Raw genomic sequence first — 24,822 nt, forward strand, 5'->3', positions numbered from 1 at the left:
TTCTGTACGGGACGACGGATAAACCACCGCCCGGGAAAATTCATACGCCGCCAATATGACAAGGTTTCAGGTGTGAGTCAATATATTGGAATATTTCCAAACTATATTTCATCACACTGGGAACATGCAATTTATTGTGAACGAGTATCGTTTGCGCGGCGCAGCCGGACGATCACATCGACCCGGGACACTTCCGCGTTGGCAGGCGCTTGCGGCATCGCGGCGAGCGCGATCTGGTCGCCCGGAATATCCTGCAGCGCGCCGTCGTCTTCATAGAAGAAATGATGGTGATCGGACACGTTCGTGTCGAAGTAGGAGCGGCCCGGCGCCACCACGACCTCCCGCAGCAGGCCGGAGTCCGTGAACTGGTTGAGGGTGTTGTAAATCGTCGCGAGGGAAACCTTGATGCCCTGAGCGCCCACCTCGCCATGGAGCTGCTCCGCGGTCACATGACGATCGCCGGCGTCGAACAGCAGCTTGCCCAGCGCGAGCCGCTGCCGGGTCGGGCGCAGGCCCGCCGCCTTCAACCGCCGCAGCGCATCGGCATAGGGCCGCTCTTGGGTATCATCATGTGCGTCACTCATGGACCCAATATGGGTTTTTCACGTGATATGTAAAGAGGAATGTTTCGAAGAAAACGTATAACGCACTATAAATCATGGATGTTTCACTAAACCGATTTGTCTGCCGAAAGATAGTCCGGCCTAGTACGCCAGTAGGTTTTCCCGGAGAGTGGAGCCCGTGTACTGGGTTCGATAGCGGCCCCGCCGCTGAAGTTCCGGAACGACATAGTCGGCAAATTCTTCGAAACAGCCCGGCGTATAGGTTGCAGCCAGCATGAAGCCGTCCGCGCCTCCTTCATCGAGATAGTACTCCATCTGATCGGCAATATCCTTTGCCGTCCCGACCGCCACAGGCATCCCCATCCCCTGCGCATATATCAACGCGGCCTCTTTTACCGTCACGGGCACCTTCCCGGCAGGATCCTTCGCATAAAGGATCGATTCAAAAAGGCCCTGAATACCCGGCACTTCGATATTCTGAACATGGTCGTCCAAATCAAAGGAGGAGAAATCGAGTCCAAAGTGACCCGAAATCCATGCCAGGGCACCTTCGAGGGGAACGCAGGACTTGATCCTGTCGTACTTTTCTTCCGCTTCGGATTTCGTATCGGCAACGACCGTCTGCATGCCGTAGATGAGCTTCACGCTGCCTTCGGGGCGCTCGAATTTTGATTCCAGTCGATTGTTGATATCGTCAGCATAGGCACGCATCCGTTCCACACCAGGGTGAACTGCAAAAATGGCCTCCGCGTGCTTCGCGGCGAAGTCCCGTCCGCGGTCCGAAGAACCCGCCTGCCAGACCACCGGACGTTTTTGCGGCGACGGCGCACAGAAGTGTCGGCCGCGACATTTGAAGTACTGCCCATCGTGATCGACGATCCGCACCTTGTCGGGATCCGCATAGATACCGGATTCCTTGTCGGCGAGAATTGCGTCATCGTCCCACGAATCCCAGAGTTCGTAGCAAACCTCCATATACTCTTCCATGCGCTCATAACGTTCCGCGCGCGGCACCATATCTTCATATCCGTAGGCTTCCCACTCGCTCTTGGAATAGGAACTGACCACGTTCCAGGCGACCCTGCCATCGGAGAGATGATCGAGACTGGAAAGCAGACGACACATTGAATAGGGATGTACGAACATCGTCGAAAGCGTCACGCCAACCCCGAGATGCTTCGTTGCACCGGTGATAATCGGAACGATTGTCGACGGCTCGTGCGTCGGACACTGAACAGCGTACCGGACGATGGCATCCGAAGTGTTCTTATGGGTCGTGTAGGGCGCGAGTTCATCCGCGATGAACATCGCGTCGAACAATCCGCGCTCCATGGTCCGCGCCATATGTTGCCAGTATTCCGGCCGTGAAAAGTGATAGCCGATCTTGTCGCGCGTATTGCGCCACATGCCGGTGGCATGACTATTGACTCCGTGCTGGATGAATCCGAGCAAATGCGCTTTCTTCTTCTGGGACGAGGGCATTCATGTCTCCTTAGTGGGACGGGACTTTGTGTCAGGGGATAAATTCGACCTTCCGGGCATGGGATCGCGGCCCGCAACATGCCGGAAGGCGTCCACGCGTTCCGCGAGTTCAACGCGAAGCGGACGTATGACCTGTTTCATGAATGGCCCGGCATCGCGCATCGGGTCGTCAAACTGGCAAACGATGGTGTCCACACCGAGTTCGGCAAGCTCGACCAGGCGTTCACGTACATCTTCAAAACTGCCGATCAGGCCGGCATCGAAACCCGAGTTGGAATCGACCATCTGGAGATCGTTCAAGCCCGCCCAGGCCGAAGAATCCGATTCCTCCATGACGTCCCGAAAAAAGGCGATTTTCTCTATATCTCTGTTTTCAATCACCATTTCGCGGCGCCGAAGCGCCTGGTCACGTGTCTCGGCGGCAATCACGTAGGCGTTGAGGGCGATCGAGACCGTGCGGTTCCATTGCCGGGTGACTTGCTGCACCGATCCGATATGCCGGACGAGCGCATCGTCCGACATGCCATTGAGGAAAAGGTGCCCGCACCATTCCGCAGCCAACCGGGTCGCTTCGGCAGAATGTCCGCTGGCCCAAATTTCCGGGAATGCATCCACGTCCAGCCCGTAGGATGGCCGCGAATAGGCACCCCTGTCTCCCGCCAGCTCGTCACTTTCAGCCGGGCGCGCGGCGGGCGGGTTGAAAAAACCGCCAAACGCCTGAAGAAATGATTCAGCCCGGCGATAACGCTTTGCATGATCCAGCCATTCGACGCCGGACAGGTCAAACTCCTGTCGCCACCACCCGCAGACCACATTCATCCCGAGGCGCCGCCCGGCAATCCGGGTCAGCGTGTCGATCATGCGCGCAACCAGCAAGGGGGAGCGGAAACCCGGTTTCACGGCGCCGACAAGATTGATATGCGAAGTGCCGGCAGCGATCGCAGCCAGCAACGTCCAGGCGTCCGCGACGGATTCCTGTGGACCATGAATGCAGTTCAGAAGGTTTTCGGACGCATACAGAAAATCGAAGTCCATGGCCTCTGCCTGCTGCGCGATTGCGAGGCAGGCAGAAACATCAGGTTCGGCGGGCTGATCGATTGTTCTCAGCCAACCACCATAGACCGGCAACCAAATACCTATTCGCACGCCAGCGACTCCCGGTATCCGTCACCGTCTAGTCGAGGGCCTTCACCGAGGTCCGTTCCATGAAGAACGCAATGCCGTTTACGGCGGCGGTCACAATAGCGAGGGCGGGGCCGACATAGATGAAGGCCGGAAACACGCCGACCAAACCAATTATGGCCGAGGCGGCCACCACGGCCGCAGCAATCTGCCAGCCGAATGACTGGACATCACCGTGTTCGTCTATCTCCATGCCGGCAGTGTCGTAGGTGGCCATGGCCGTCTTCGCCCCACGCGCATATCCGACAACAAACAGCGCGGTCGCGGCGACCGCGGAAAACAGGAAAACAAGTTCAATGGTGCTCATAATCAGGCTCTCTTTCTAATCGTCAGGAGTTGATCCGCCCTGGCCTCTGCTGGACGGTCGGGGGAACCTCCCGCCCGGCAGGACCAGGGTTTTCTCAGGCCGTGGCACTTTCCGTTGTCACGATTGGGTCTTCTTCTTCCAGCGCTACATCACCCGTGAGAGTGTCCATGTTGAAAGTCTCGTTCTTGAGAAGGCCCGTAACGATGACAGCCGCGCCACTGATGCCCAGGATCGACAATGTGCCCACGAGTTCTCCGTACATGGACCGCAGGGGCATCCCGATCAGAATGGCGAGACAAATACCGCCGACGAATCCCACCGTGGTCGTCCGTGACCAGAGAATCGCGAGGACCAACGGCAAAAGAATCGACGTTTTCAGCGCATAGGTCGTCAGGACCAGCGACGTGAAGTCGACCCCGGAGAGAACTATGATTGCCGAGACCACACCGCCGGCAAACATCGACAGCTTGGTGATGTAGAACAGCTTTGATTCGGCCACGTTCGGCGTGAACCGCTTGACGATATCGACCGCCACAATGGACGACAAAGCCGAACTCGCACCGTCGATCGTGGAATAGCAGGCCGCCAGAATCGCCAGCACATAGGCGATGACCAGGACCGTCGGCAAACCGATATGGCTCACGACATAAGGACCGACGGCAACGATATCGCCGCCCACATCCGCTGCACTGAGGCCGAAACCCAGCGCAACCAGGCCCAGCATGCCGAGACAGATCGGGATCGGATAAAACAACGCGCCGGCCCATAAGAATGTCCGGCCCACCTGGTTGGGGCGAATCGCCCAGACCTTCTGCCAGAAGGTTTGATCCGCCACAGTCGCGGCCAGAAGACCGAACGCGAGCGTGATGCCGAACCCGGCCGCGGCGTCTGCCTCGAAGATCGACAGGTTGCTCGAATCCGACGCCTTCACCGCGTTGAATACCGTGGTGGCACCGCCATCGATCATGCCGAATACAAACACCACAACCAGTGCAGCCGGTACGGTAATCATCCATGTGTTGATCGTCCCCGTCATCACGCTGGTCCACAGACCCCCGAAATACGAGTAGGCGAGCACAACCACGACGGTCAGGATCGTCGCCACCTTCCAGTCGATCGGGAAGACCGTCGACATGACGACGGAGGTGCCCTTCAGGTTGATAAGAATTTCCAGCAGGATTCCAAAGATCATCGTGACCGTCACGACGCCCGCCGCAACGTTGGAATGATTGAACCGATTGAAGGCAAATTCGCTGATCGTGTAGCCATTCGGCATCTTCTTGCGAAGAATTTTGGCGAGCGGCACCACGGCCATTACAGCCAATCCGTTCGGTACGACAAACCAGAACAAGCCCGAAAGACCCCACTGAAAGGTCATCGCGGTACTCATCATCACCGCCATCGCCCAGGTCCAGACCGAGATCACGGAACCCACGCCAAAGCCAAGGCCGACGCGACGATTCGAGATGATGAAATCGTGAGTGTTCCGCACGAGTTTATTCCGGATGACATACGCAATCACCAGGAAGACGATGCCCGTTCCCACCATGAGAACGAGACCCAGCCCCAACGTCATATCCGCCGAAGGAATCAATGCCGACTTGTCCATGAACAGCACTCCTTGTTCTTGCGCAAACAGCGCAATTGAAACGGCGCCACCCCGAAACGGGATTTCTGCGCCCTACAAGGAAGATTGCGAATTACATGCCATGTGAAGTGAGTCGACTGTCATCGCCCGATATTTAGCCACAACGACCGGTCGATGCTCTTTCATGCAGCAACGCGCCGGTTCTGGAACATCCAACCGGCCGTCATTCATCAGTTTGATTAATGCATCGAGCGGGGTGTTTATGAATGAGCCGACCTCCACCACCCTTCCATCTCGACTCATAAGTTTGATTAATTCGAGATAAGAATTATGCACAACTGTTTTGCAGTGCAGCATTCGAGAAGTGCACTTCATGATTCGGGCCGGCATTCAACACCCACGCGAAGCTGCGCGTGATAGACGGAAACGGCCGGATTTTCGGTCGCTTTCACGGCATACGACCGCTTCCGGGAACGCTGGCATGGAACTTGCTGATTTTATACTAACCGCTGCGGCAGGCCGTTCATTTGCCCCGGCAATGGAAATGTAGACAGGGTCTTCATTGATCCGCGCGAACTGCGGCACGACGACGACATGACGCTCGAACAGCTGAAGATATTTCTTGAAGCAGCCAGATACGGCAGCTTCACGCTTGCTGCGCAGCGCCTGGGCATAACCCAATCTGCCGTGAGCAGTTGCATCCGAAAACTGGAAACCGAACTTGAGTTGCCGCTGTTCGAGCGGCAAGGACGCCGGGTCGTCGGCACGGAGGCCGGACAGATCCTCCTGGGCGAGGCCGAGCGGATCATTGGTGATGTGGACCTCATGATCCGACGCGTCGAAAGTTTCCGCGATTCGGGGCGGACGCGGATGATCATTGCCTGCACCCGCAATGCCTATGACCACTGGATGCCCCGCATTCTGTCTCAGATGGACGATACGACCGAGTTCGACAACATCGACATCATATCCGGAACGCGGCACGAGGTTTCCGCTTGGGTGATGCGCGGCACCGCCGATGCAGGGGTGAGCGAGAGCACGCCGGGACACGCAGAGTTTAGCTACTTCAGTGTGTTCGAAGACGCGATGTTGCTTTGTGCGACCCAAGATTGTGCGAGCACACTTGATCTGCCTCCGGACGGCACGGCTTCGAATTATGATGTTCCGGCGGTTTGGGAGTCAGGCACGGATCTGGAATCGTTTGCCAACAATGTACTGAACCCGCTTTCGGATGAGCGGCAATCGGCCGTGCCGTCCGGACTGACGCTCCACTCAACCGCTGCGGTACTCTCCGTGATCGAAAGTGGCCGGTTTCCCGGCGTTGTGCCCCAACGCGCAGCGCAGCGGCTGATCGAAAACGGAAAGCTGATCCGCCTTACCCGCACCGCGGTTCCCATCTCCTACTGGATGTTTTCCCTGAAGCATAAGGGGATCGAGAAATTCGCAGCCCAAGTGGCACATACGGCACAAGAAATCGACGCCGGCGCCTAACTGTCTCAACCACATCTCAGTCCCGATAAGTGGCGGAATGACCGCCCTTTTCCCTGCTGGACAAGGCAGGAGGGGCAGAAATATGGTTCCGAATACGGCGCGTAAATTGCGGACAGTTCGGGGAACAACTGTTAGAACGGGCCAAGTTCCACATTCAGAGCGTTAGAAGCGAAACCGGCATGAATGATTTCACCCAGAAATCCAGTTTCTCCTACGAAGACCTCATCCAGTGCGGACATGGCGAGTTGTTCGGGCCGGGCAATGCGCAATTACCCCTGCCACCGATGCTCATGTTCGACCGCATCACCGAGATTTCCGATGATGGCGGCGCCCACGGCAAGGGCCTGATCACCGCCGAGCTCGATATAAAGCCGGCGCTGTGGTTCTACGAATGCCATTTCGAGGGCGACCCCATTATGCCGGGCTGCCTGGGTCTCGACGCGCTCTGGCAGCTGCTCGGCTTCTTCCTCGGCTGGCAGGGCCTGCCGGGCCCGGGCCGCGCGCTGGGCGTCGGCGAGGTCAAATTCGCCGGCGAGGTAAAACCGGAAGGCAAGCTTCTGCGCTATCAGATCGACGTCAAGAAGGTCATCAAGCGCGGTGTGGCGCTGGCCATCGCCGACGGACTGGCCGAACTCGACGGCGAAACGGTGTACACCACGGCCGGTCTCAAGGTCGGGCTGTTCCCGCCGAGCAAGGAGTAGGCGCATGAGCAACAACGGATTACGACGCGTCGCCGTCACCGGGCTGGGCATCGTCTCGCCGATCGGCGCCAACGCCGCCGAGGTGACCGACAGCCTGAAGGCCGGCCGCTCCGGCATCGTCCACTCGGACGTCTATGCCGAGATGGGCTTCCGCTCCCATGTACATGGCGCGCCGGACGTGGACTTCGACAACCATATCGACCGCAAGCTGCGCCGCTTCATGGGCGACGGCGCGGCCTATAACTATATCGCCATGGCCGAGGCCATCGCCGATTCCGGCCTGACCGACGCCGACATCCACGACGAGCGTACGGGCCTGGTCATGGGTTCGGGCGGACCGTCCACATCGGCCATGGTCGAAGCGGCCGATACCGCGCGCGAGAAAAGCCCGAAACGCGTCGGCCCCTATGCCGTGCCCAAGGCCATGTGTTCGACCCTGTCGGCCAACATGTCCACCGCGTTCAAGACGCGCGGCCTCAGCTACTCGATCAGCTCCGCCTGCTCGACCAGCGCCCACTGCATCGGCAACGGTGGCGAGCTCATCCAGATGGGCAAGCAGGACATCGTCTTTGCCGGCGGCGCGGAAGAGCTCCACTGGTCGCTCACCGTTCTGTTCGACGCGATGGGCGCGTTGTCGTCCAGATATAACGACACGCCCGGGCGCGCCTCGCGGCCCTACGACGTCAACCGCGACGGGTTCGTGATCGCCGGCGGCGCCGGCGTGGTGGTGCTCGAGGAGATGGAACGCGCGAAGGCACGCGGCGCGAAGATCTATGGCGAGCTCGTCGGCTACGGCGCGACGTCGGATGGCGTCGACATGGTCGCCCCGTCCGGCGAGGGCGCGGTGCGCTGCATGCGCATGGCGACCGCCGGGCTGGGCAACCAGACCGTCGACTATATCAACGCCCACGGCACCTCGACCCCGGTCGGCGACATGATCGAGCTGGGGGCCATCAACGAGGTTTTCGGCGCGCAACGCCCGCATGTCGCCTCGACCAAGTCCCTGACCGGCCATTCCCAGGGGGCCACCGGCGCCCATGAGGCGATCTACTCGCTGTTGATGATGGAGCACGACTTCATCGCGGCTTCGGCGAATATCGAGGAACTCGATCCCGACGCCGGCGACGCCTTGATCGTCACCGAGCGGATCGACAATGCCGGGCTCAACTGCGTGATGTCGAACAGCTTCGGCTTCGGCGGGACGAACGCCACGCTGGCCTTCCAGCGGCACGAGGGCTAGCCCATGGCCGACGCACACGCGCCCACGCCTGAACCCAGCCCCGCAACCCTGAAACAGGCCGACGCCATGGACGGACAACCCGCCACCGGAAGCCTGATGGCCGGCAAACGCGGCCTCATCATGGGGGTCGCCAACGACCATTCCATCGCCTGGGGGATCGCGCGCGCGGTCGCCGCACAGGGGGCGGACCTGGCCTTCACCTATCAGTCGGACTCGTTCGCGCGCCGGGTCGGCCCGCTGGCGGAATCCGTCGACGCCGCCGCCATGGTCCAGTGCGACGCGTCGGACACGAAGAGCCTCGATGCCGCCTTCAACGCCATCTCCGACACCTGGGACGGGATCGACTTCGTGGTCCACGCCATCGCCTACTCCGACAAGGAGGAACTCAAGGGCCGGTATGTGAACACGTCCCAGGAGAACTTCCTGCAGACCATGAACATCTCCTGTTACTCGTTCACGGCCGTGGCCCAGCGCGCCGCGGCACTGATGACCGACAGCGGATCGCTGCTGACGCTCACCTACCACGGCGCCCAGGCGGTCATGCCCAATTACAATGTCATGGGGGTCGCGAAAGCCGCGCTGGAAGCCAGCGTGCGTTATCTCGCCTCGGACCTCGGCCCGGACGGGCTGCGGGTCAACGCCATCTCGGCCGGCCCCATGCGCACCCTTGCCGGCTCCGCGGTCGGCTCCGCGCGGCAGGTCTACAACTACAACCGCGAGACCGCACCGCTGCGGCGCAACGTCGTGCTCGACGATGTCGGCGGCGCGGGGCTTTATCTGCTGTCGGACCTGTCCAAGGCGGTCACGGGCGAGATCCACTATGTGGATTGCGGCTTCAATACGGTCGGCATGCCCGACCCGGCGGCGCGAAACGGCGACTGACGCACATCTGCAATAAACGCATGAGAAACGGCCCCTCCGGGGGCCGTTCTCGTTTCGGCGTCGGCGTTTCGCCCTAAACCACCAGCGACAGCCCGAAGAAGACCAGCGCCGACATGATCGCCGTGGCCGGCACCGTGATCACCCATGCTGCGATGATTGTCAGGAAGTGGGAACGGCGGACCAGCCGGCGATGCCGCAACACCTCGGGCGGCAGCGGCGCTTCCTCCGCGTCCACGTCCGACTTGCCCGCGCGCGTGACCATCTCGCGCCGCCGTTTGGAACGCCTGGTGTAATGCTCGCGAAAAAAGCCGACGCCGAACACAGCGCCGACCGCGATATGGGTCGAGCTGACCGGCAGGCCGAGCCAGGATGCGATGATCACCGTGATCGCCGCGGAAAGCGCCACGCAATAGGCGCGCATCGGGTTCATCTTGGTGATCTGATCGCCGACCATGCGGATGAGTTTCGGCCCGTAAAGGAACAGGCCGAGGCTGATGCCAAATGCGCCGATGGTCATGATCCAGATCGGCACCTCCACCTTGCTGGCGATGTCGCCTGACTGAACCGTCGAGATGATCGCCGCCAGCGGGCCGATGGCGTTGGCCACGTCGTTTGCACCATGGGCAAACGACAGCAGGGCGGCCGAACAGATCAGCGGTATCCGGAACAGCACCCGGAGCGACTGGTTTCGGTTCTCCATGCCCTTGGATTGGCGGCGGATCAGCGGGCGCATGATCACCCACACGGCCGCGAATGTGACCAGAGAGACGATGATGACGGTCTGTATGTCCGGCCGCCAGATACGCTTGAAACCCTTGACCGCCAGGTACCAGGCAAACGCGCCGGCCATGATCGCCACCAGCATGGGCACCCATCGCCGGGCTGCGGCGATCTTGTCGTCCCGGTAGATCAGGTTGATCTTGATGAAGGCGAGAAACCCGGCGGCGATCACCCCGCCGAGTACCGGTGAGATGACCCAGCTCGCCGCGATTGCGCCCATCGTGCCCCAGTTGACGAGCTGGAAACCGACGGCGGCGATACCCGCGCCCATGACCCCGCCGACGACGGAATGGGTCGTGGACACGGGCGCGCCGACAAAGGTGGCGAGATTGACCCATAGCGCCGCCGAGATCAGCGCCGCCATCATCGCCAGCACGAAGATGCTCGAATCCTCCACCAGCGACGGGTCGATGATCCCCTTGGAGATCGTGTTGACCACGTCACCGCCCGCCAGCAGCGCGCCCGCGCTTTCGAAGACGGCGGCGATGACCAGCGCGCCGAACATGGTCAGCGCGCGCGATCCCACCGCCGGGCCGACATTGTTGGCCACGTCGTTGGCGCCGATATTCAGCGCCATGTAACCACCGAGGATGGCCGCAACGACGACCATCGCCGTGTCCGACGACAACCCCACCAGGGCCGCGGCCAGCAACGCGGACAGGCCCAGGAAAATCACCGCAATCCCATGCGAGCGAAGGCCGCCGGCCATCGAACGGGTCGCCGCCTCGACATGAACGAGCTTCTCCAGGTCCTTGTCGAGGGTTTGCTTGGTCAAGCTCATCGGTCTTCCTTTCGGGTCACCCTGATACCGGCCATCAGACGGCCGGGCCCGGTGCCGGCGTATCGCCGCACCCGGTCTCCATTTCGGCAAGAATGGTGTGCAGCGTCTCCCCGCCGCGCGCGGACAGGCGCGTCAGGAGGCGCGCTGCATCCCCGTCACCGACGGTTTCAGCCGCCTCATCGAGGGTGAGCCAGCGGCGATCACGTTTCTTGCGCTCGCGCCACTTGTCTCGCACCTCATGGACGTGCAGCGCGAAAACAAACACATGGGCATCCACCGAATAGCCGGCTCGCATGGCCTTGCTGTATCTGTATTCGCCGACAGGCATGGGATGGATGGCGCCGGTGACCCCGGCCTCCTCCTGCGCCTCGCGCATCGCGGAATCGGCCAGCGTCTCGCGGCCCTTCGGCCACCCCTTGGGCAGAATCCAGCGCGACCCGTCTTCGTGGCTTTCCCGTTTCCGGCGCGAGGTCACAAGCAACACCTCGAAACTCCCGTCACGCAGGGCGAACGGCAGGGCAGCAACCTGTTGAACGGGTTTCAGTGACTTGAACACGGATGGGCCGATGCGCTTCCTGTTTATTGCACTTTCGTGGCAACCCACATTAGTCCGACCCGGCCGATTCAGACGAGAATACAAGCTTCCGGGTTGGGGACAGAATCCGGCGGCTATTTTCCCCATCGTCGGGCTGTTCCTGACCGCCCGAGCCGTGTAGCCTTTGGATATCTGCGGTCCATCGAAATTCTGCCCTCCAGAGCAGGACGGCCGCGGGTGGGGAAAGAGAAACAATTGCGGAATTCAACATGACAGATATCCAGTATCTGGCGCCGACGTCGCTCGACGACGCGATCGGTGCCTACGCGGGCGCCGGTGGCGCAGGGCGCATCCTGGCCGGCGGCACCGACCTCCTGGTCCAGATGCAGGCGGGCATGGTCGCGCCCGGCCTGATCGTCGACATCAAGAACATCGCCGAGGTGACGGGCATCGAGGAGACCGCCGAGGGCGGCTTCATCGTCGGCGCCGCCGTCTCCGGTGCCGCGCTCGAAAAGCATGCCGGCTTCGCCGCGGCCTGGCCCGGTGTCCTGGAGGGGTTGAACCTGATCGGCTCGACCCAGATTCAGGGCCGCGCGTCGCTGGGCGGCAATCTGTGCAACGGCTCACCGGCCGCCGACAGCGTGCCGGCCATGGTCGCCGCCGGCGCCATCCTGACGGTGCAGGGCCCCGACGGGCGCCGCGAGATCGCGGTCGAGGATGTGCCCACGGGTCCGGGCAAGACCAGCCTGAAGCCCGGCGAGATCGCGGTCAGCTTCGCCTTCCCGCCCCGCGCGGTCGGCCAGGGCGACGCCTATCTGCGGATGATCCCGCGCACCGAGATGGATATCGCCGTCGTCGGTGTCGGCGTGAACCTCACCCTCGAAGGCGGGGTCTGCACCTCAGCCCGGGTCGGGCTCGGTGCCGTCGCACCGACGGTGCTGCTCGTCGAGGACGCCGCCAAGGCGCTGATCGGCACCAAACTCGAGGACAGCGCGCTGGAGGCCGCCGCTGCGGCATGCAGTGCGGCCTGCAACCCGATCGACGACAAGCGTGGCACGATCGCCTACCGCACCCGGGTCGCCGGGGTCCTGCTGAAGCGCACGGCCGCCATCGCCGCCGAACGCTCGCTGCGAACATAAGTCCGGATAAAAGAGAGAGCCTGAACCATGGCAAAACTTCACATTTCCACCACCATCAACGGCGAGCCCGAGGAATTCCTGTGCACGCCCGACGAGACGATGCTCGACGTGCTGCGCAACCAGCTCGACCTGACCGGCGCCAAGGAAGGCTGCGGCTCGGGCGACTGCGGGGCCTGCTCGATCACGCTCGACGGCACGCTCGTCTGTTCCTGCCTGATGCTGGCCGCCGAGGCCGAAGGCAAGGCGATCACCACCATCGAGGGGATGGCCGAGGGCGAGACCCTGCACCCGCTGCAGCAGAAATTCCTGGAAGAGGCCGCCCTGCAATGCGGCATCTGCACCCCGGGCATGCTGATCGCGGCCAAGGCGCTGCTCGACGAGAACCCGGACCCGACGGAAACCGAAGTCCGGTTCTGGCTGGCCGGCAATCTGTGCCGCTGCACGGGCTATGACAAAATCATCCGCGCGGTGCTCGACACCGCCGCCGACATGCGGGGGGCAAGCTAATGAGCGATTCCAACAACAAGTGGATCGGCGAAAACACGATCCGTCCCGACGGCGCCGACAAGGTGACCGGACGCGCAGCCTTCGCGGCCGACACATCCATGCCCGGCATGATCTGGGGCAAGGTGCTGCGCAGCCCGCACGCCCATGCCGTAATCAAAAGCATCGACACGTCGAAGGCCGAGGCCCTGCCCGGCGTGAAGGCAGTGATGACCGCCGCCGACATCGTCGACTTCCCCGTCGACACGCCGGTGGCACTCGGCATTCAGGACATGCGCTGGATGTGCCGCAACGTGATGGCCCGCGAGAAGGCGCTGTTCCACGGCCACCCGGTCGCCGCCGTCGCGGCCATGACCGAGGCCATCGCGGCCGAGGCCTGCAAGCTCATCGAGGTGGACTACGACGTCCTGCCCCACGCGATTGAAATCGACGACGCGCTCGCCGACGATGCCCCCATCCTGCACGACTGGATGGAGTTCGACGGCAAGCCCTCGAACATCGCGGGCACCATCGAGCACAGCAAGGGCGATGTCGAGGCCGGCTTCGCCGAGGCCGATGTGGTCATCGAGCGGGACTTCACGACCCGGCCGGTGCATCAGGGCTATATCGAGCCCCATGCCTGCCTGGTGAGCGTCGCGTCCGACAACAAGACCACCATCTGGTCGTCGAGCCAGGGCCAGTTCATGGTCCGCGCCATGGTGGGGCTGCTCACGGGTCTCACCCAGAGCGACATCCGTGCGATCCCCGCCGAAATCGGCGGCGGCTTCGGCGGCAAGACCATCGTCTATCTCGAGCCGCTGGCGACCATCCTGTCGAAGAAGTCCGGCCGGCCGGTGAAGATGACCATGACCCGCGAAGAGGTGATGCGCGCATCGGGACCCACGTCGGGCTCCAAGTCCACGATCAAGATCGGCGTCAAGAAGGACGGCACGATCACTGCGGCGGAAGGCCTCTACTGGCTGCAGGCCGGCGGACTGCCGGGCGCGCCCGTGCGCGGCGCGGTCGGCTGTGCGCTGGCGCCCTACGACATCCCCAACGGCCACACGCTGGGTTACGACGTGGTCTGCAACCGCTCCAAAGTCGCGGCCTATCGCGCCCCGGGTGCGCCCATCGGCGCCTTCGGCGTCGAATGCGTGCTCGACGAGCTGGCCGAGGAAATCGGCATGGATCCGCTGGATCTGCGGCTCAAGAACGCCGCGAAGGAAGGCACCGAAGCCGTCCACGGCCCGGTCTATCCGGTCATGGGTTATGTCGAATCCCTCACGTCGGCCAAGGCCCATGAGCATTACAACGCGCCGCTCGGCCCCAACCAGGGTCGCGGCGTGGCGAGTGGTTTCTGGTTCAACGCGGGCGGTGAATCCTCAGCGCAAGTGAACATCACCGAGGACGGCAATGTCGTCGTCACCACCGGCCATCCGGATATCGGCGGCTCGCGCGCCGGCATCGCCAACATCTGCGCCGAGCTGCTCGGCATCGATTACAAGCGGATCTCGGTCCTGATCGGCGACACGGCGACCATCGGCTTCTCGAACCTGACCGGCGGCAGCCGCGTCCTGTTCGCCTCGTCCATGGTGGTCACGGAATCGACCCGGACGGTCATCCGCACCCTGTGCGAGCTGGCCGCCAAGATCTGGGATATCGACCCGGATGCGGTGACATGGGAAGACGGAGAGGCCCGCCCGGCCGGTGCCAACGCCGGCAAGTTCGACCCGCTCACCCTGGCCGAGCTGGCGGCCCGCGCCAACGAGACCGGCGGGCCCATCGGCGCCGGCGCCCAGGTCAACACGACGGGCGCGGAAGGCGGCTTCGGCACGCATATCTGTGATGTCGAGGTGGACCCCGAGCTGGGGATCGCCCGGGTGATCCGCTACACCGTGCTCATGGATGTGGGCCGGGCGGTCCATCCGGCCTATGTCGAGGGCCAGATGCAGGGCGGTGCTGCCCAGGCCATTGGTTGGGCCCTGAACGAGGAATACCTCTACGACAAGGACGGCAAGGTCGATAATCCCGGCTTCCTGGATTACCGCATGCCCGTCGCGTCCGACCTGCCGATGATCGACACCCACATCATCGAGGTCCCGAACCCCAAGCACCCGCAAGGCGTGCGCGGGGTCGGCGAGGTGCCGCTGGTGCCCGGCCTGGCGGCCGTGCGCAACGCGGTCCACAACGCCACCGGCATCCGCTTCAACGACCTGCCGCTATCGCCGCCGCGCATCCTCGCGGCGCTGGATGTGCGCGAGGCTGCGGAGTAAAAAGAGGAATGGTCAAGGTGTCTTTTGATTGGAGATGGCACAAAACCAGCCGATTTTTTCGGAGCTATATTGTCAAGTTAACAATATTGGCTCCTGCGATTGGTTACCTGATCATACTCAACCAAGAGTTTTCTTCTTTTTTCACCCTTGTATTTGATTCAGGAGCTCCCGAAGATTCTTTGAATCGCGTTTATTATATTTTCTTTGGGCTGACCTTTATCGGTGTGTCTGCTGGAATTTTTGAAATGTTCTGCCCCGCAGAAGTAAAATTGAATCATACAGATAAAGGTTTTGTCGAGTCGGAAAGGCCAATAATTACACCAGCCAGACTTCGCAAGTATGCTGCAGATATTGGGATGGTTTTATCTAAGGAGGCCGGGCGAGACGGAGCAGAAAGATCTTCAACGACCGGAATATCTTTCTCTAGCTGGAGAAACCGAAACGAAGAAGAGATAATCGATGTGCTCACAAAGCACTTCTACACACTGTCCGAATCTAACCGGAAAACCAGGATTGCCATGAGCCTGTTGTATGGACTCGGCTGGTTCTTCTTACTTCTACCTTCGACGCTCACGTTTATCGACGTCGCGAATATTACTTACGTGAACCAATTTTCCGGGCAATAGAAGACACTATGCAATGTTTATCGGGTATTCATTTTCCGCGATTTCTACGAACATTTGGAAAATAGATATTAATGCGTCTGACGGCAAATCCCGATACTTAAAATCATAGACGAAATCCCAAATCTTTTCTTCTGTTAGATCCAAATCTCTGCCGCAGTAGACGGTCAGGTTTGAAAGCGCCACTCGTATGGCCAATGCTTCGTTGGCAAGAACCGGGGGGCCAAACGGATTTCCATCTTCGCCGGAATATAGAGGTTTCTCACGAATAATCCATTTTACGAGGAACGCAGACCGCTTAATTGCATCTGAAAGGTCGGCGCGTGGGTCTTCAAGATGATAAGCTTTGAACCTTGCGACGTCGTCATAGGCACTTACCACAACGACGTACAACCGCGACCAATCAACAGTTAAAGGTGCCTCGGTTTCACTCTCATATTCGTCGACGAAGTTCTGAACAATTTCTCCCAAGTCTTGAAACCGGGACGCCATCTGCTCTTCGGAGAATAAGTACTCCGTTTCATCGTCATGCATGGAATGTGCTTAGCCGCTAAGGTCGCTCAAACGAAGATTTTCTAAACCGTGCAACAGCCGATAGATACTTCTTCGTAAAGTTCGGACCAATTCGCTTATCTGCGGCTATGAGTTTCCCGCTATCGTAAGGCTCGTCACTATTACGCTTTCGCGCATGCGCGATGTGATAGAGATCACCCTCTCGATCAGAGAGACTCCCGTACAATTCCGCTAGTTGCTCTCTACTTTTTCTCGACATCTTCTGAGACTTCCTCAATCGAAACTTTTCGTTTCAGCTCCCCTGAGAGCGCAGCCACTAAACGGACAACAGAGAGTTCCTGAACTCTCTTCCCAGTTTCAGCTTTGCTAACAGTTGCACGATCAACTTCAGCCTTTCTCGCCATCTGATTAACGGAAAGTTTTGCTTCCAATCTCAACTCTTTCAGGAGTTTGTTGCACGTCTTGAGCGCCATTTCGGAAAAACCAGTGCGTACTTATCCACGACATTCTCATTCCAATAACAATTGTGACCAACTTTCTACTGATGTCAACCACTATCAGCAACTATCAGCAACCATCAGCAACCATCAGCAAGACTCGGCTGCTATGAGATAAGCTTGGCGCTAGTCTGTTTAGAAATGGAGAAATCAGCCGACCACCATCTATTGTGGGGCCGGCTGATTAGCCTGTTACTCGGCGGCGTCGCGGCGCGGGCGGCGGCGGCGCGGACGATCGTCCCCGTCTCCGTCTCCACGGGGCTCACGCGGCGGGCGCGTGTCCTCGAGTTCCTCGCCGGTCTCCTGATCGACGACCCGCATCGACAGCTTGACCTTGCCGCGGTCATCCATGCCGATGACCTTGACCTTCACCTCGTCGCCCTCGTTGATCACGTCGGTCACCTGACCCACGCGCTCGTTCTTGAGCTCGGAGATGTGGACGAGGCCGTCGCGCGACCCGAAGAAGTTCACGAAGGCGCCGAAATCGACGACCTTCACGACCTTGCCCGTGTAGATCACGCCGACTTCCGGCTCGGCCACGATGGAGGTGATCCAGTCGATCGCCTTCTGGGCGGCTTCACCGTCGGACGAGGCGACCTTGATCAGGCCCTCATCGTCGATGTCGACCTTACAGCCGGTCACTTCGCAGATTTCACGGATGACCTTGCCGCCCGTGCCAATCACTTCCCGGATCTTGTCGGTCGGGATGTTCATGGTGGTGATGCGCGGCGCATGCTCGGACAGTTCGACCCGGCCCGAATCGATGGCCTTGGCCATCTCACCCAGGATGTGGATCCGGCCGTCGCGGGCCTGGTCCAGCGCGATCTCCATGATCTCCTTGGTGATGGACGTGATCTTGATGTCCATCTGGAGCGAGGTGATGCCTTCGTCCGTGCCGGCGACCTTGAAGTCCATGTCGCCGAGATGATCCTCGTCACCGAGAATATCCGACAGGACCGCATAGCCGTCGTCTTCCTTGATCAGGCCCATCGCGATGCCCGCGACCGGCGCCTTCAGGGGCACGCCCGCATCCATCATGGCGAGCGACGAACCGCAGACCGTGGCCATCGAGGACGACCCGTTCGATTCGGTGATCTCGGAGACCACGCGGACCGTGTAGGGGAAGTCTTCCTTGGCCGGCAGCAGCGGACGCAGGGCCCGCCAGGCAAGCTTGCCGTGGCCGACTTCGCGACGCCCGGTGAAGCCGATACGGCCGGTCTCACCAACCGAATAGGGCGGGAAGTTGTAGTGGAGCAGGAAATGCTCGCGATACTCGCCCTCGAGCGCGTCGATGATCTGCTCGTCCTGGCCGGTGCCCAACGTGGCCACGACCATCGCCTGGGTCTCGCCCCGGGTGAACAATGCCGAACCATGGGAGCGCGGCAGGATCGAGATCTGGCTCTCGATGGCACGCACCGTCTTGGTGTCGCGGCCGTCGATGCGCTCACCCGTGTCGAGAATGGCGCGGCGAACCACGTCCTTCTCCAGCGTCTTGAGCGGACCGCTGGCAATCGCGGCTTCCTCTTCGGAGAGCTGCGCGATCACGGCCTTCTTGGCGGCCGAGACCTTGTCCTGACGGGCGAGCTTCTCTTTCTCGGTGTAGGCCTCGCGGATGCCGGCTTCGCCGAGCTCGCGAACCTTCGCTTCGAGATCGATGATCTCCTGCGGGGTCTCGCTGACCGGGCGCGGCTCTTTCGCCGCACGCTCGGCCATGTCGATGATCGCATCGATCACCGGCTGATAGCCCTCATGACCGAACATCACCGCACCAAGCATGACCTCTTCGGTCAGCTCATTGGCCTGTGATTCGACCATCAGCACGCCTTCGCTGGTGCCCGCAACGATCAGGTCGAGTGCGGATTCTTCCAGCTGGTCGGCCGTCGGGTTCAGCACATACTCGCCGTCGATATAACCGACGCGCGCGGCGCCGATCGGGCCCATGAAAGGCATGCCCGAAATCGTCAGGGCCGCCGACGCACCGACGAGTGCCGCGATGTCCGGATCATTCTCCAGATCGTGGCTGACGGTGGTGCAGATCACCTGGGTTTCGTTGCGATAGCTCTTGTGGAAGAGCGGCCGGATGGGCCGGTCGATCAGGCGCGAGGTGAGAACCTCTTTCTCCGTGGGGCGCCCTTCACGCTTGAAGAAGCCGCCCGGGATCTTGCCCGCCGCATATGTCTTTTCCTGGTAGTGAACGGTGAGCGGGAAGAAATCCAGCCCTTCGCGCGGCTGGTGTTCGCCAACCGTGGTGCAGAGCACCGAGGATTCACCGTATGTGACGAGGACGGCCCCGTCGGCCTGACGGGCGATATGCCCGGTCTCCAGGATGAGCGGACGCCCACCCCATTCAATTTCCTTACGTACAATGTCAAACATCGCTTATCTCTCAACCTGCGTCATCCGTTCGGGCCAACCCCAAACGAATGCCCCGTGCCATCGGGGTCTTCGCGCCGTCACGCAATAGAGTTTTGACGGCGTGTGCACGGATGGTCCGTGCGGGCCAGGCCGGGGACACCGGATTGTGTCCGTGGGCCTGTCTTGTTGGCGCCGGGCCATGCCCGCGCCGGTAACAAAGGCAATCGCGACTAGCGGCGAATGCCCAAACGCTCGATCAGGGTGCGGTAACGCGCTTCTTCCTTGCGCCGCGTGTAATCGAGCAAACGACGCCGCTGGCCGACCATCAAAAGCAGGCCGCGGCGCGAATGATGATCCTTGGCGTGGGTCTGCAGGTGCTCGGTCAGGTTTTTGATGCGCTCCGTCAGGATCGCGACCTGAACCTCGGGCGAGCCCGTGTCCCCAGCCTTGGTCTGGTATTCATTGATGAGTTCGTTCTTACGCTCAGGCGTAATCGACATGCTTTTCTAGCTCCCGGTATCGAGATTTAAAACACGGACCGGACGAATCTGGATGCCGTCGACACGAACGAGCGCCACCGGCGTCGTCGCCTCGAGGGCCAGGACGATACCATCGTCCCCTGCCGTCGCGATCCGTTCCCTGTCTTGCGGTCGCAAGACCGGAACCGCCTGCCCATTGCGAAGCATTTCCGCTTCCCTGTCAGACAAGGCCAGTGCCGGGATACCGTCCAGCACGGTCTCAATCGGTAACAATATGGGTGAGGCGGCGGCACTATGGCCAAGTTCCTCCAGCTTTTCCAGCGAAATCGAAGCCGATTCTTCGAACGGCCCGACGGCCACCCGGCGCAGATCGGACAGGTGCCCGCAGGTGCCGACCACCACGGCCAGGTCGCGGGCGAGCGCGCGCATGTACGCGCCCTTGCCCGACGTCACGGCGAACCGCGCGCGGTCCGCGTCGAGAATCTCGACCAGATCGAACGCATTGATTTCGATGGTCCGCGCCTGCAAGACCACATCCTCGCCGGCGCGCGCCTTGGCATAGGCCCGCTGGCCGTCGATCTTGATCGCCGAATAGGCCGGCGGGACCTGCTCGATCATGCCGACAAAGGCCGGCAGCGCGGCTTCGATGGCCGCGCTGTCCGGGCGTATGTCGGAGGTCTCGACCACTTCGCCGTCGGCATCGTCGGTCTCGGTCCGCGCGCCCCAGTTGACCGTGAAGGTGTAGCTTTTCGAACTGTCGGTCACATAGGGCATGGTCTTGGTCGCCTCGCCCAGCGCGATCGGCAGAATGCCCGTCGCCGACGGGTCCAGTGTCCCGGCGTGGCCCAGCTTGGCCGCCCCCGTGGCGCGACGCACCGCGTTGACACAGCCCGCGGACGTCATGCCGGCCGGCTTGTCGAGATTGATCCAGCCGTTGATCGCCAGGCCCTTGCGCCGACGCCCCATCAGCCGCCCTCTTCGTCCGTCTGCACGTCTGTTGCGTCTTCGTCCGCAACGCCGTCGCCCGCCAGATCACGCGCAACCTCGGGCCGGTGCATGATGGACTCGATCCGCGAGGCCTCCTCGAAGCTCTTGTCGAACACGAAGCTCAGGGCGGGCAGATATTTCAGGTGCACGGCCTTGCCAAGCTGGCCGCGCAGATAGCCACTGGCCCGGTTCAGGCCCGCGACCATGGGTTCGGCGGCGCCCTCAAGCGGCAAAACGAACACGGTCGCGTTGCGCATGTCGGGGCTCACACGCACTTCCGTGACGGTGATCGTCAGGTTGGCCAGTTCGGTATCGCGGAACGCCGCCCGGCGCAGGATCTCCGACAGGGCATGACGGATTTCCTCGCCCACGCGCAACTGGCGTTGGGACGGCGCCTTGCTCCTGCCGGCGTTCCCGCGGGCATTTTGCGCATTCCGGTTCATGGGCGGGCTGTCTTCAATTCCGTTCCGGCCGCGCGCAACCGCGCAACGGCCCTGTTACGCGGCGACGTTCAACTCGCCTCGAGTTGACGCGCGATCTCCTGCACCTCGAAGCACTCGATCACGTCACCCGGCTGGATGTCGTTGTAATTCTCGAGCGCGATGCCGCATTCGTAGCCGTTCTGGACTTCGCGGACATCATCCTTGAAGCGCCGGAGCGTGCCCAAATTGCCCTCATGCACGACCACAGAATCGCGCATCAGGCGGACTTTCGAGTCCCGCCGGATCAAGCCGTCGGTCACCATGCAACCCGCCACCTTGCCGACCTTCGAAACACTGAAGACCTCGCGGATTTCGGCAGAGCCGAGCAGATTTTCCTGCAGGGTCGGCGTCAACTCGCCTTCCAGCATGCCGCGCACATCGTCCACCACATTGTAGATGATGTTGTAGTAGCGGATCTCGACCCCGTCGCGCTTGGCCTGGTCACGCGCCTGCGGGATGGCCCGTACGTTGAAGCCGATGACCAGCCCGTTGTTGACGGTCGCGAGCGAGATATCGGATTCCGTAATACCGCCGACCCCGGCATGCAACACCTGGGCGTTGACCTCATCGGTCGACAGATTGTTCAGCGCACCGACGATGGCCTCGACCGAGCCCTGCACGTCGCCCTTGATCACCACGGGGATCTGGGCGGCCTCACCGGCCTTGATCTGCTCGAACATGTCGTCGAGGCTGCCGCGTGCCCCGGCCGCCGCGCGCGCATCGCGCATGACGCTCTGGCGATATTCGACGACCTCGCGTGCCCGCGCATCGGAATCCACGACCGCGAACTCGTCACCCGCCTGGGGCGCGCCGTTCAGGCCCAGAACCTCGACCGGCGCGGACGGGCCGGCCTCGTCGACATTCTCGCCCCGGTCATTGACCAGCGCACGGACCCGGCCCCATTCGGCGCCGGCAACGAAGATATCGCCCACCTTGATCGTGCCGCCCTGAACAAGAACGGTTGCAACCGCGCCGCGGCCGCGTTCGAGTTGCGCCTCGATCACCGCACCGAAAGCGGCGCGGTCGGGGTTGGCGGTCAGTTCGAGAACTTCCGCCTGCAACACGATCGCCTCGGTCAGCGTGTCGAGCCCCGCACGGGTCTCGGCCGAGACCTCGATAACCTGCGTGTCGCCACCCATTTCCTCGGGCACGATCTCATGCGACAGGAGTTCGTTTTTCACCCGCGACGCATCGGCCGCCGGCAAATCCATCTTGTTGACCGCCACGATGATCGGCACCTCGGCGGCACGCGCGTGATTGATCGCCTCGACCGTCTGCGGCTGGACGCCGTCATCCGCCGCGACCACCAGGATCACGATGTCGGTTACGTGGGCGCCACGCTGGCGCATCGCGGTGAAGGCCGCATGGCCCGGCGTGTCGATGAAGCTGATCTTGTCGCCGGATTCGAGCACCACCTGATAGGCGCCGATATGCTGGGTAATCCCGCCCGCCTCGCGGCTGACCACATCGGTGGCGCGCAGCGCGTCGAGCAGGGACGTCTTGCCGTGATCAACATGGCCCATGACGGTGACGACCGGCGGTCGCGACACTTGCGTGCCTTCATCGTCATCGACCGTGGCGCCGAGATTGAGCTCCACATCGCTGGCCGAGGTGAGCTTCGCCGCATGGCCGAATTCCTCGACCACGAGCTGCGCCGTTTCCTGATCGATCGTCTGATTGATCGTCGCCATGACGCCCATTTTCATCAGGGCCTTGATGACTTCGGCGCCGCGCTCGGCCATTCGGTTGCCGAGCTCGCCAACTGTGATGACGTCGGGAATGGAGACCTCGCGCACCACTTTCGATGCCTGGCCGCCGCCCTTGTTGTCCCCGGTCGCCCGCTGACGCTCGCGCTCCTGGCGGCGCCGGAATGCCGCGACGGAACGCTGGCGCGCGCCGCCCTCCTCGTCGAGCGCCTCGGAAATGGTGAGCTTGCCGCTGCGGCGCTTGCGTTCGTTCGCACGCGGCCGGGCATTCGGCTTCGCCGCCGTCCCTTCGGCGCGGGCGGCCTTGCCTTTGGCCGCAGCCGGGGTGCCGGGATCACCCGGGTCACCGAGGTCGATATCGTCGTCTTTTGACTTTTCCTCGAGAGCGGCGAATTTCCGCTCGGCCGCCGCGGCGCGTTTTGCCGCCTCATCGGCCATCTTCTGCGCCTGGGCCTCCGCCTCACGACGCGCCTCTTCCTCGATCTCTCGCCGGGTCCGGGTCTCGACCGGGGCCGGTTCGGGCTCGGCGGATGTCTCGGGCACGTCCGCATCCGCAGCCGGGGTCTCGACAACCGGCGCCTCGGCATCCGGTGCCGCCTTCGCTTCTTCCTCCGAAGCCTGGCGCGCCTCTTCCAGCGCTGCCTTGGCTTTCTCGCTTTCGATCGCAGCCTCTTCGGCAGCCTTTCGGGCCGCCTCAAGCGCGCGCAGCCGGGATGCCTGCTCGGCATCGGTCAGGGTGCGTTGCGGGGGCGTTTCGGCCTCGGGCGCGACCTCGGGTGCCGCAGCCGGCGCCTCGGCGGCCTGTTCTTCCGGGGCCTCCTTGATCTCGGTCATTTCGCCGGTGGCGCCCTGCTGGAACGTCCGCTTCTTCTTGACCTCGACCGTCACCGTCTTGGTCCGGCCATGGCTGAAGCTCTGGCGCACCTGGCCACCCTCGACGGTCTTCTTCAGCTCGAGCTTGCCCGGCTTGGAAAGCGTCAGCGGCTTTTTCTTCTTCTTGTCGTCGTTTTCGGTCGTATTCGCCATGATCTCAATCCATCAAATCAATATCGGTCGCCAGGGCCGTATCACCGCGATAGGCGGTGTAGGCCCGGACCGTTTCCAACACATGCTGCGCGGCGCCACCCGGCAACACGACTGCGTGAACCGTACGCTCACGCCCGGATGCGGCACCCAGTACGGACGCCTCAAAAATATCCACGCGCGTGACACCGCCCACCCGATCAGCGAGCCGCGCAATCTTGTCGCGGCCATCCTCGCCGGCATCGGACGCACATAACAAAACGGTGTCACCCGCGTCTGCGCCCTCATTTTCATCGCGCCCCGACAGGGCGGCACGAACCTTCTCGAAACCCGACACATACGCGCCGGCCTTGCGGGCCATCGTCAAGGCGTCCACCGCCCGGCGGAACAACGCGCCCTCGACAAACAGCTCAAGGCTTTCGCCCTCGGGCCCGGTCATCGGCACCACATTCCGCTTCGCACCGCGCGCAAACGCGCGCTTGGCGCAGGCTTGCGCGACTATATCCCTGCGGCCGGTCAACCACAATCCGCGCCCGGGAAGGCGCGCATCGAGATCGGGAACCACCAGATCATCGGGGCCGACGACAAACCGCATCAACTCCGACCGCGGCCGCACATCGCCCGTCACCAGGCAGCGCCGGGTTTGGCGCCGCGCGGCATCCGCGCGCCGACCCGGTCTGGCCGTTTCGACCTGGGTCGTTTCGATATGGGCCTGTTCCACCGCGATCAT

At 61.9% G+C, this 24,822-nt stretch carries 23 protein-coding genes; 8 read left to right on the forward strand and 15 right to left on the reverse strand.

Features of this window, described 5'->3' with window-relative positions:
- Positions 1 to 131: 131 nt before the first annotated feature.
- The 5 genes from irrA to ABJ363_03110 form a co-directional block, all read right to left on the reverse strand.
- Complete coding sequence (irrA, locus tag ABJ363_03090) at positions 132 to 584, reverse strand: iron response transcriptional regulator IrrA (GenBank protein ID MEP4377960.1); 453 nt, start codon at positions 582 to 584, stop codon at positions 132 to 134.
- Between the two features lie 120 nt (positions 585 to 704).
- Positions 705 to 2,045, reverse strand: coding sequence for an LLM class flavin-dependent oxidoreductase (locus ABJ363_03095; GenBank protein MEP4377961.1), 1,341 nt, complete (start codon positions 2,043 to 2,045; stop codon positions 705 to 707).
- Positions 2,046 to 3,191 carry an LLM class flavin-dependent oxidoreductase gene (locus ABJ363_03100; GenBank protein MEP4377962.1) on the reverse strand — a complete coding sequence of 382 codons (1,146 nt, stop codon included), beginning with the start codon at positions 3,189 to 3,191 and terminating at the stop codon, positions 2,046 to 2,048. It lies immediately after the preceding gene.
- Between the two features lie 28 nt (positions 3,192 to 3,219).
- On the reverse strand, positions 3,220 to 3,534 hold the full coding sequence (locus ABJ363_03105) for a hypothetical protein (protein MEP4377963.1): 315 nt from the start codon (positions 3,532 to 3,534) through the stop codon (positions 3,220 to 3,222).
- A 94-nt stretch (positions 3,535 to 3,628) separates the two neighbouring features.
- Positions 3,629 to 5,143 carry a sodium:solute symporter gene (locus ABJ363_03110; GenBank protein MEP4377964.1) on the reverse strand — a complete coding sequence of 505 codons (1,515 nt, stop codon included), beginning with the start codon at positions 5,141 to 5,143 and terminating at the stop codon, positions 3,629 to 3,631.
- A 573-nt stretch (positions 5,144 to 5,716) separates the two neighbouring features.
- Here ABJ363_03110 and ABJ363_03115 point away from each other — a divergent pair.
- From ABJ363_03115 to ABJ363_03130, 4 genes are all read left to right on the forward strand, one after another.
- On the forward strand, positions 5,717 to 6,613 hold the full coding sequence (locus tag ABJ363_03115; GenBank protein MEP4377965.1) for a LysR family transcriptional regulator: 897 nt from the start codon (positions 5,717 to 5,719) through the stop codon (positions 6,611 to 6,613).
- 179 nt (positions 6,614 to 6,792) lie between these two features.
- Positions 6,793 to 7,314 carry a 3-hydroxyacyl-[acyl-carrier-protein] dehydratase FabA gene (gene fabA / locus ABJ363_03120; protein ID MEP4377966.1) on the forward strand — a complete coding sequence of 174 codons (522 nt, stop codon included), beginning with the start codon at positions 6,793 to 6,795 and terminating at the stop codon, positions 7,312 to 7,314.
- 4 nt (positions 7,315 to 7,318) lie between these two features.
- Positions 7,319 to 8,554 carry a beta-ketoacyl-ACP synthase I gene (fabB, locus tag ABJ363_03125; protein ID MEP4377967.1) on the forward strand — a complete coding sequence of 412 codons (1,236 nt, stop codon included), beginning with the start codon at positions 7,319 to 7,321 and terminating at the stop codon, positions 8,552 to 8,554.
- 96 nt (positions 8,555 to 8,650) lie between these two features.
- Positions 8,651 to 9,436, forward strand: coding sequence for an SDR family oxidoreductase (locus tag ABJ363_03130; GenBank protein MEP4377968.1), 786 nt, complete (start codon positions 8,651 to 8,653; stop codon positions 9,434 to 9,436).
- Positions 9,437 to 9,509: 73 nt separating this feature from the next.
- Here the strand turns inward: ABJ363_03130 and ABJ363_03135 are convergent, their stop codons facing one another.
- Both ABJ363_03135 and ABJ363_03140 read right to left on the reverse strand, forming a co-directional pair.
- Positions 9,510 to 10,997 carry an inorganic phosphate transporter gene (locus tag ABJ363_03135; GenBank protein MEP4377969.1) on the reverse strand — a complete coding sequence of 496 codons (1,488 nt, stop codon included), beginning with the start codon at positions 10,995 to 10,997 and terminating at the stop codon, positions 9,510 to 9,512.
- A 34-nt stretch (positions 10,998 to 11,031) separates the two neighbouring features.
- Positions 11,032 to 11,553 (reverse strand): NUDIX hydrolase, encoded by a 522-nt coding sequence (locus tag ABJ363_03140; protein MEP4377970.1) that lies wholly within the window; start codon positions 11,551 to 11,553, stop codon positions 11,032 to 11,034.
- A 257-nt stretch (positions 11,554 to 11,810) separates the two neighbouring features.
- On the opposite strand from ABJ363_03140, the gene ABJ363_03145 reads away from it, so the two are divergent.
- Genes ABJ363_03145 through ABJ363_03160 form a run of 4 tightly spaced genes read left to right on the forward strand, consistent with a single transcriptional unit; the run spans position 11,811 to position 16,053 of the window.
- Positions 11,811 to 12,671, forward strand: coding sequence for a xanthine dehydrogenase family protein subunit M (locus ABJ363_03145; GenBank protein MEP4377971.1), 861 nt, complete (start codon positions 11,811 to 11,813; stop codon positions 12,669 to 12,671).
- 27 nt (positions 12,672 to 12,698) lie between these two features.
- Positions 12,699 to 13,178, forward strand: a complete 480-nt coding sequence (locus ABJ363_03150) for a (2Fe-2S)-binding protein (protein ID MEP4377972.1) — start codon at positions 12,699 to 12,701, stop codon at positions 13,176 to 13,178.
- Complete coding sequence (locus ABJ363_03155) at positions 13,178 to 15,427, forward strand: xanthine dehydrogenase family protein molybdopterin-binding subunit (GenBank protein ID MEP4377973.1); 2,250 nt, start codon at positions 13,178 to 13,180, stop codon at positions 15,425 to 15,427. The genes ABJ363_03150 and ABJ363_03155 overlap by 1 nt, the downstream gene beginning before the upstream one ends.
- Positions 15,428 to 15,435: 8 nt before the next feature.
- Complete coding sequence (locus tag ABJ363_03160) at positions 15,436 to 16,053, forward strand: hypothetical protein (GenBank protein ID MEP4377974.1); 618 nt, start codon at positions 15,436 to 15,438, stop codon at positions 16,051 to 16,053.
- Between the two features lie 6 nt (positions 16,054 to 16,059).
- On the opposite strand, the gene ABJ363_03165 is transcribed toward ABJ363_03160, so the two are convergent.
- The 8 genes from ABJ363_03165 to ABJ363_03200 all read right to left on the reverse strand — a co-directional run bounded on the left by ABJ363_03165 (position 16,060) and on the right by ABJ363_03200 (position 24,822).
- Positions 16,060 to 16,584 (reverse strand): hypothetical protein, encoded by a 525-nt coding sequence (locus ABJ363_03165; protein MEP4377975.1) that lies wholly within the window; start codon positions 16,582 to 16,584, stop codon positions 16,060 to 16,062.
- A gap of 221 nt (positions 16,585 to 16,805) precedes the next feature.
- Positions 16,806 to 17,036 (reverse strand): helix-turn-helix transcriptional regulator, encoded by a 231-nt coding sequence (locus ABJ363_03170; protein ID MEP4377976.1) that lies wholly within the window; start codon positions 17,034 to 17,036, stop codon positions 16,806 to 16,808.
- 216 nt (positions 17,037 to 17,252) lie between these two features.
- Complete coding sequence (gene pnp / locus ABJ363_03175; GenBank protein MEP4377977.1) at positions 17,253 to 19,436, reverse strand: polyribonucleotide nucleotidyltransferase; 2,184 nt, start codon at positions 19,434 to 19,436, stop codon at positions 17,253 to 17,255.
- Positions 19,437 to 19,645: 209 nt separating this feature from the next.
- The gene (gene rpsO / locus ABJ363_03180; GenBank protein MEP4377978.1) at positions 19,646 to 19,915 is read right to left on the reverse strand and encodes a 30S ribosomal protein S15; all 270 of its coding nucleotides are present in this window, start codon (positions 19,913 to 19,915) and stop codon (positions 19,646 to 19,648) included.
- A 6-nt stretch (positions 19,916 to 19,921) separates the two neighbouring features.
- On the reverse strand, positions 19,922 to 20,860 hold the full coding sequence (gene truB, locus ABJ363_03185) for a tRNA pseudouridine(55) synthase TruB (protein MEP4377979.1): 939 nt from the start codon (positions 20,858 to 20,860) through the stop codon (positions 19,922 to 19,924).
- Positions 20,860 to 21,324, reverse strand: a complete 465-nt coding sequence (gene rbfA / locus ABJ363_03190; protein MEP4377980.1) for a 30S ribosome-binding factor RbfA — start codon at positions 21,322 to 21,324, stop codon at positions 20,860 to 20,862. Before rbfA ends, truB begins: the two co-directional genes overlap by 1 nt.
- A 68-nt stretch (positions 21,325 to 21,392) precedes the next feature.
- Positions 21,393 to 24,095, reverse strand: a complete 2,703-nt coding sequence (gene infB, locus ABJ363_03195) for a translation initiation factor IF-2 (GenBank protein ID MEP4377981.1) — start codon at positions 24,093 to 24,095, stop codon at positions 21,393 to 21,395.
- Positions 24,096 to 24,099: 4 nt separating this feature from the next.
- Positions 24,100 to 24,822 (reverse strand): RNA-binding protein, encoded by a 723-nt coding sequence (locus ABJ363_03200; GenBank protein ID MEP4377982.1) that lies wholly within the window; start codon positions 24,820 to 24,822, stop codon positions 24,100 to 24,102.

Source organism: Alphaproteobacteria bacterium, from assembly GCA_039980135.1.
Lineage (GTDB): Bacteria > Pseudomonadota > Alphaproteobacteria > UBA6615 > UBA6615 > UBA8079.

What these genes read in the sequence shown, in the direction of transcription:
- rbfA (MEP4377980.1), bottom strand. Translation starts at nt 21,324, where the DNA reads ATGAACCGGAATGCGCAAAATGCCCGCGGGAACGCCGGCAGGAGCAAG.
- ABJ363_03130 (MEP4377968.1), top strand. Translation starts at nt 8,651, where the DNA reads ATGGCCGGCAAACGCGGCCTCATCATGGGGGTCGCCAACGACCATTCC.
- truB (MEP4377979.1), bottom strand. Translation starts at nt 20,860, where the DNA reads ATGGGGCGTCGGCGCAAGGGCCTGGCGATCAACGGCTGGATCAATCTC.
- infB (MEP4377981.1), bottom strand. Translation starts at nt 24,095, where the DNA reads ATGGCGAATACGACCGAAAACGACGACAAGAAGAAGAAAAAGCCGCTG.
- ABJ363_03200 (MEP4377982.1), bottom strand. Translation starts at nt 24,822, where the DNA reads ATGATCGCGGTGGAACAGGCCCATATCGAAACGACCCAGGTCGAAACG.
- ABJ363_03135 (MEP4377969.1), bottom strand. Translation starts at nt 10,997, where the DNA reads ATGAGCTTGACCAAGCAAACCCTCGACAAGGACCTGGAGAAGCTCGTT.
- ABJ363_03150 (MEP4377972.1), top strand. Translation starts at nt 12,699, where the DNA reads ATGGCAAAACTTCACATTTCCACCACCATCAACGGCGAGCCCGAGGAA.
- ABJ363_03095 (MEP4377961.1), bottom strand. Translation starts at nt 2,045, where the DNA reads ATGCCCTCGTCCCAGAAGAAGAAAGCGCATTTGCTCGGATTCATCCAG.
- ABJ363_03110 (MEP4377964.1), bottom strand. Translation starts at nt 5,143, where the DNA reads ATGGACAAGTCGGCATTGATTCCTTCGGCGGATATGACGTTGGGGCTG.
- irrA (MEP4377960.1), bottom strand. Translation starts at nt 584, where the DNA reads ATGAGTGACGCACATGATGATACCCAAGAGCGGCCCTATGCCGATGCG.
- ABJ363_03155 (MEP4377973.1), top strand. Translation starts at nt 13,178, where the DNA reads ATGAGCGATTCCAACAACAAGTGGATCGGCGAAAACACGATCCGTCCC.
- ABJ363_03115 (MEP4377965.1), top strand. Translation starts at nt 5,717, where the DNA reads ATGACGCTCGAACAGCTGAAGATATTTCTTGAAGCAGCCAGATACGGC.
- ABJ363_03160 (MEP4377974.1), top strand. Translation starts at nt 15,436, where the DNA reads ATGGTCAAGGTGTCTTTTGATTGGAGATGGCACAAAACCAGCCGATTT.
- pnp (MEP4377977.1), bottom strand. Translation starts at nt 19,436, where the DNA reads ATGTTTGACATTGTACGTAAGGAAATTGAATGGGGTGGGCGTCCGCTC.
- fabB (MEP4377967.1), top strand. Translation starts at nt 7,319, where the DNA reads ATGAGCAACAACGGATTACGACGCGTCGCCGTCACCGGGCTGGGCATC.
- rpsO (MEP4377978.1), bottom strand. Translation starts at nt 19,915, where the DNA reads ATGTCGATTACGCCTGAGCGTAAGAACGAACTCATCAATGAATACCAG.
- ABJ363_03165 (MEP4377975.1), bottom strand. Translation starts at nt 16,584, where the DNA reads ATGCATGACGATGAAACGGAGTACTTATTCTCCGAAGAGCAGATGGCG.
- ABJ363_03105 (MEP4377963.1), bottom strand. Translation starts at nt 3,534, where the DNA reads ATGAGCACCATTGAACTTGTTTTCCTGTTTTCCGCGGTCGCCGCGACC.
- fabA (MEP4377966.1), top strand. Translation starts at nt 6,793, where the DNA reads ATGAATGATTTCACCCAGAAATCCAGTTTCTCCTACGAAGACCTCATC.
- ABJ363_03170 (MEP4377976.1), bottom strand. Translation starts at nt 17,036, where the DNA reads ATGGCGCTCAAGACGTGCAACAAACTCCTGAAAGAGTTGAGATTGGAA.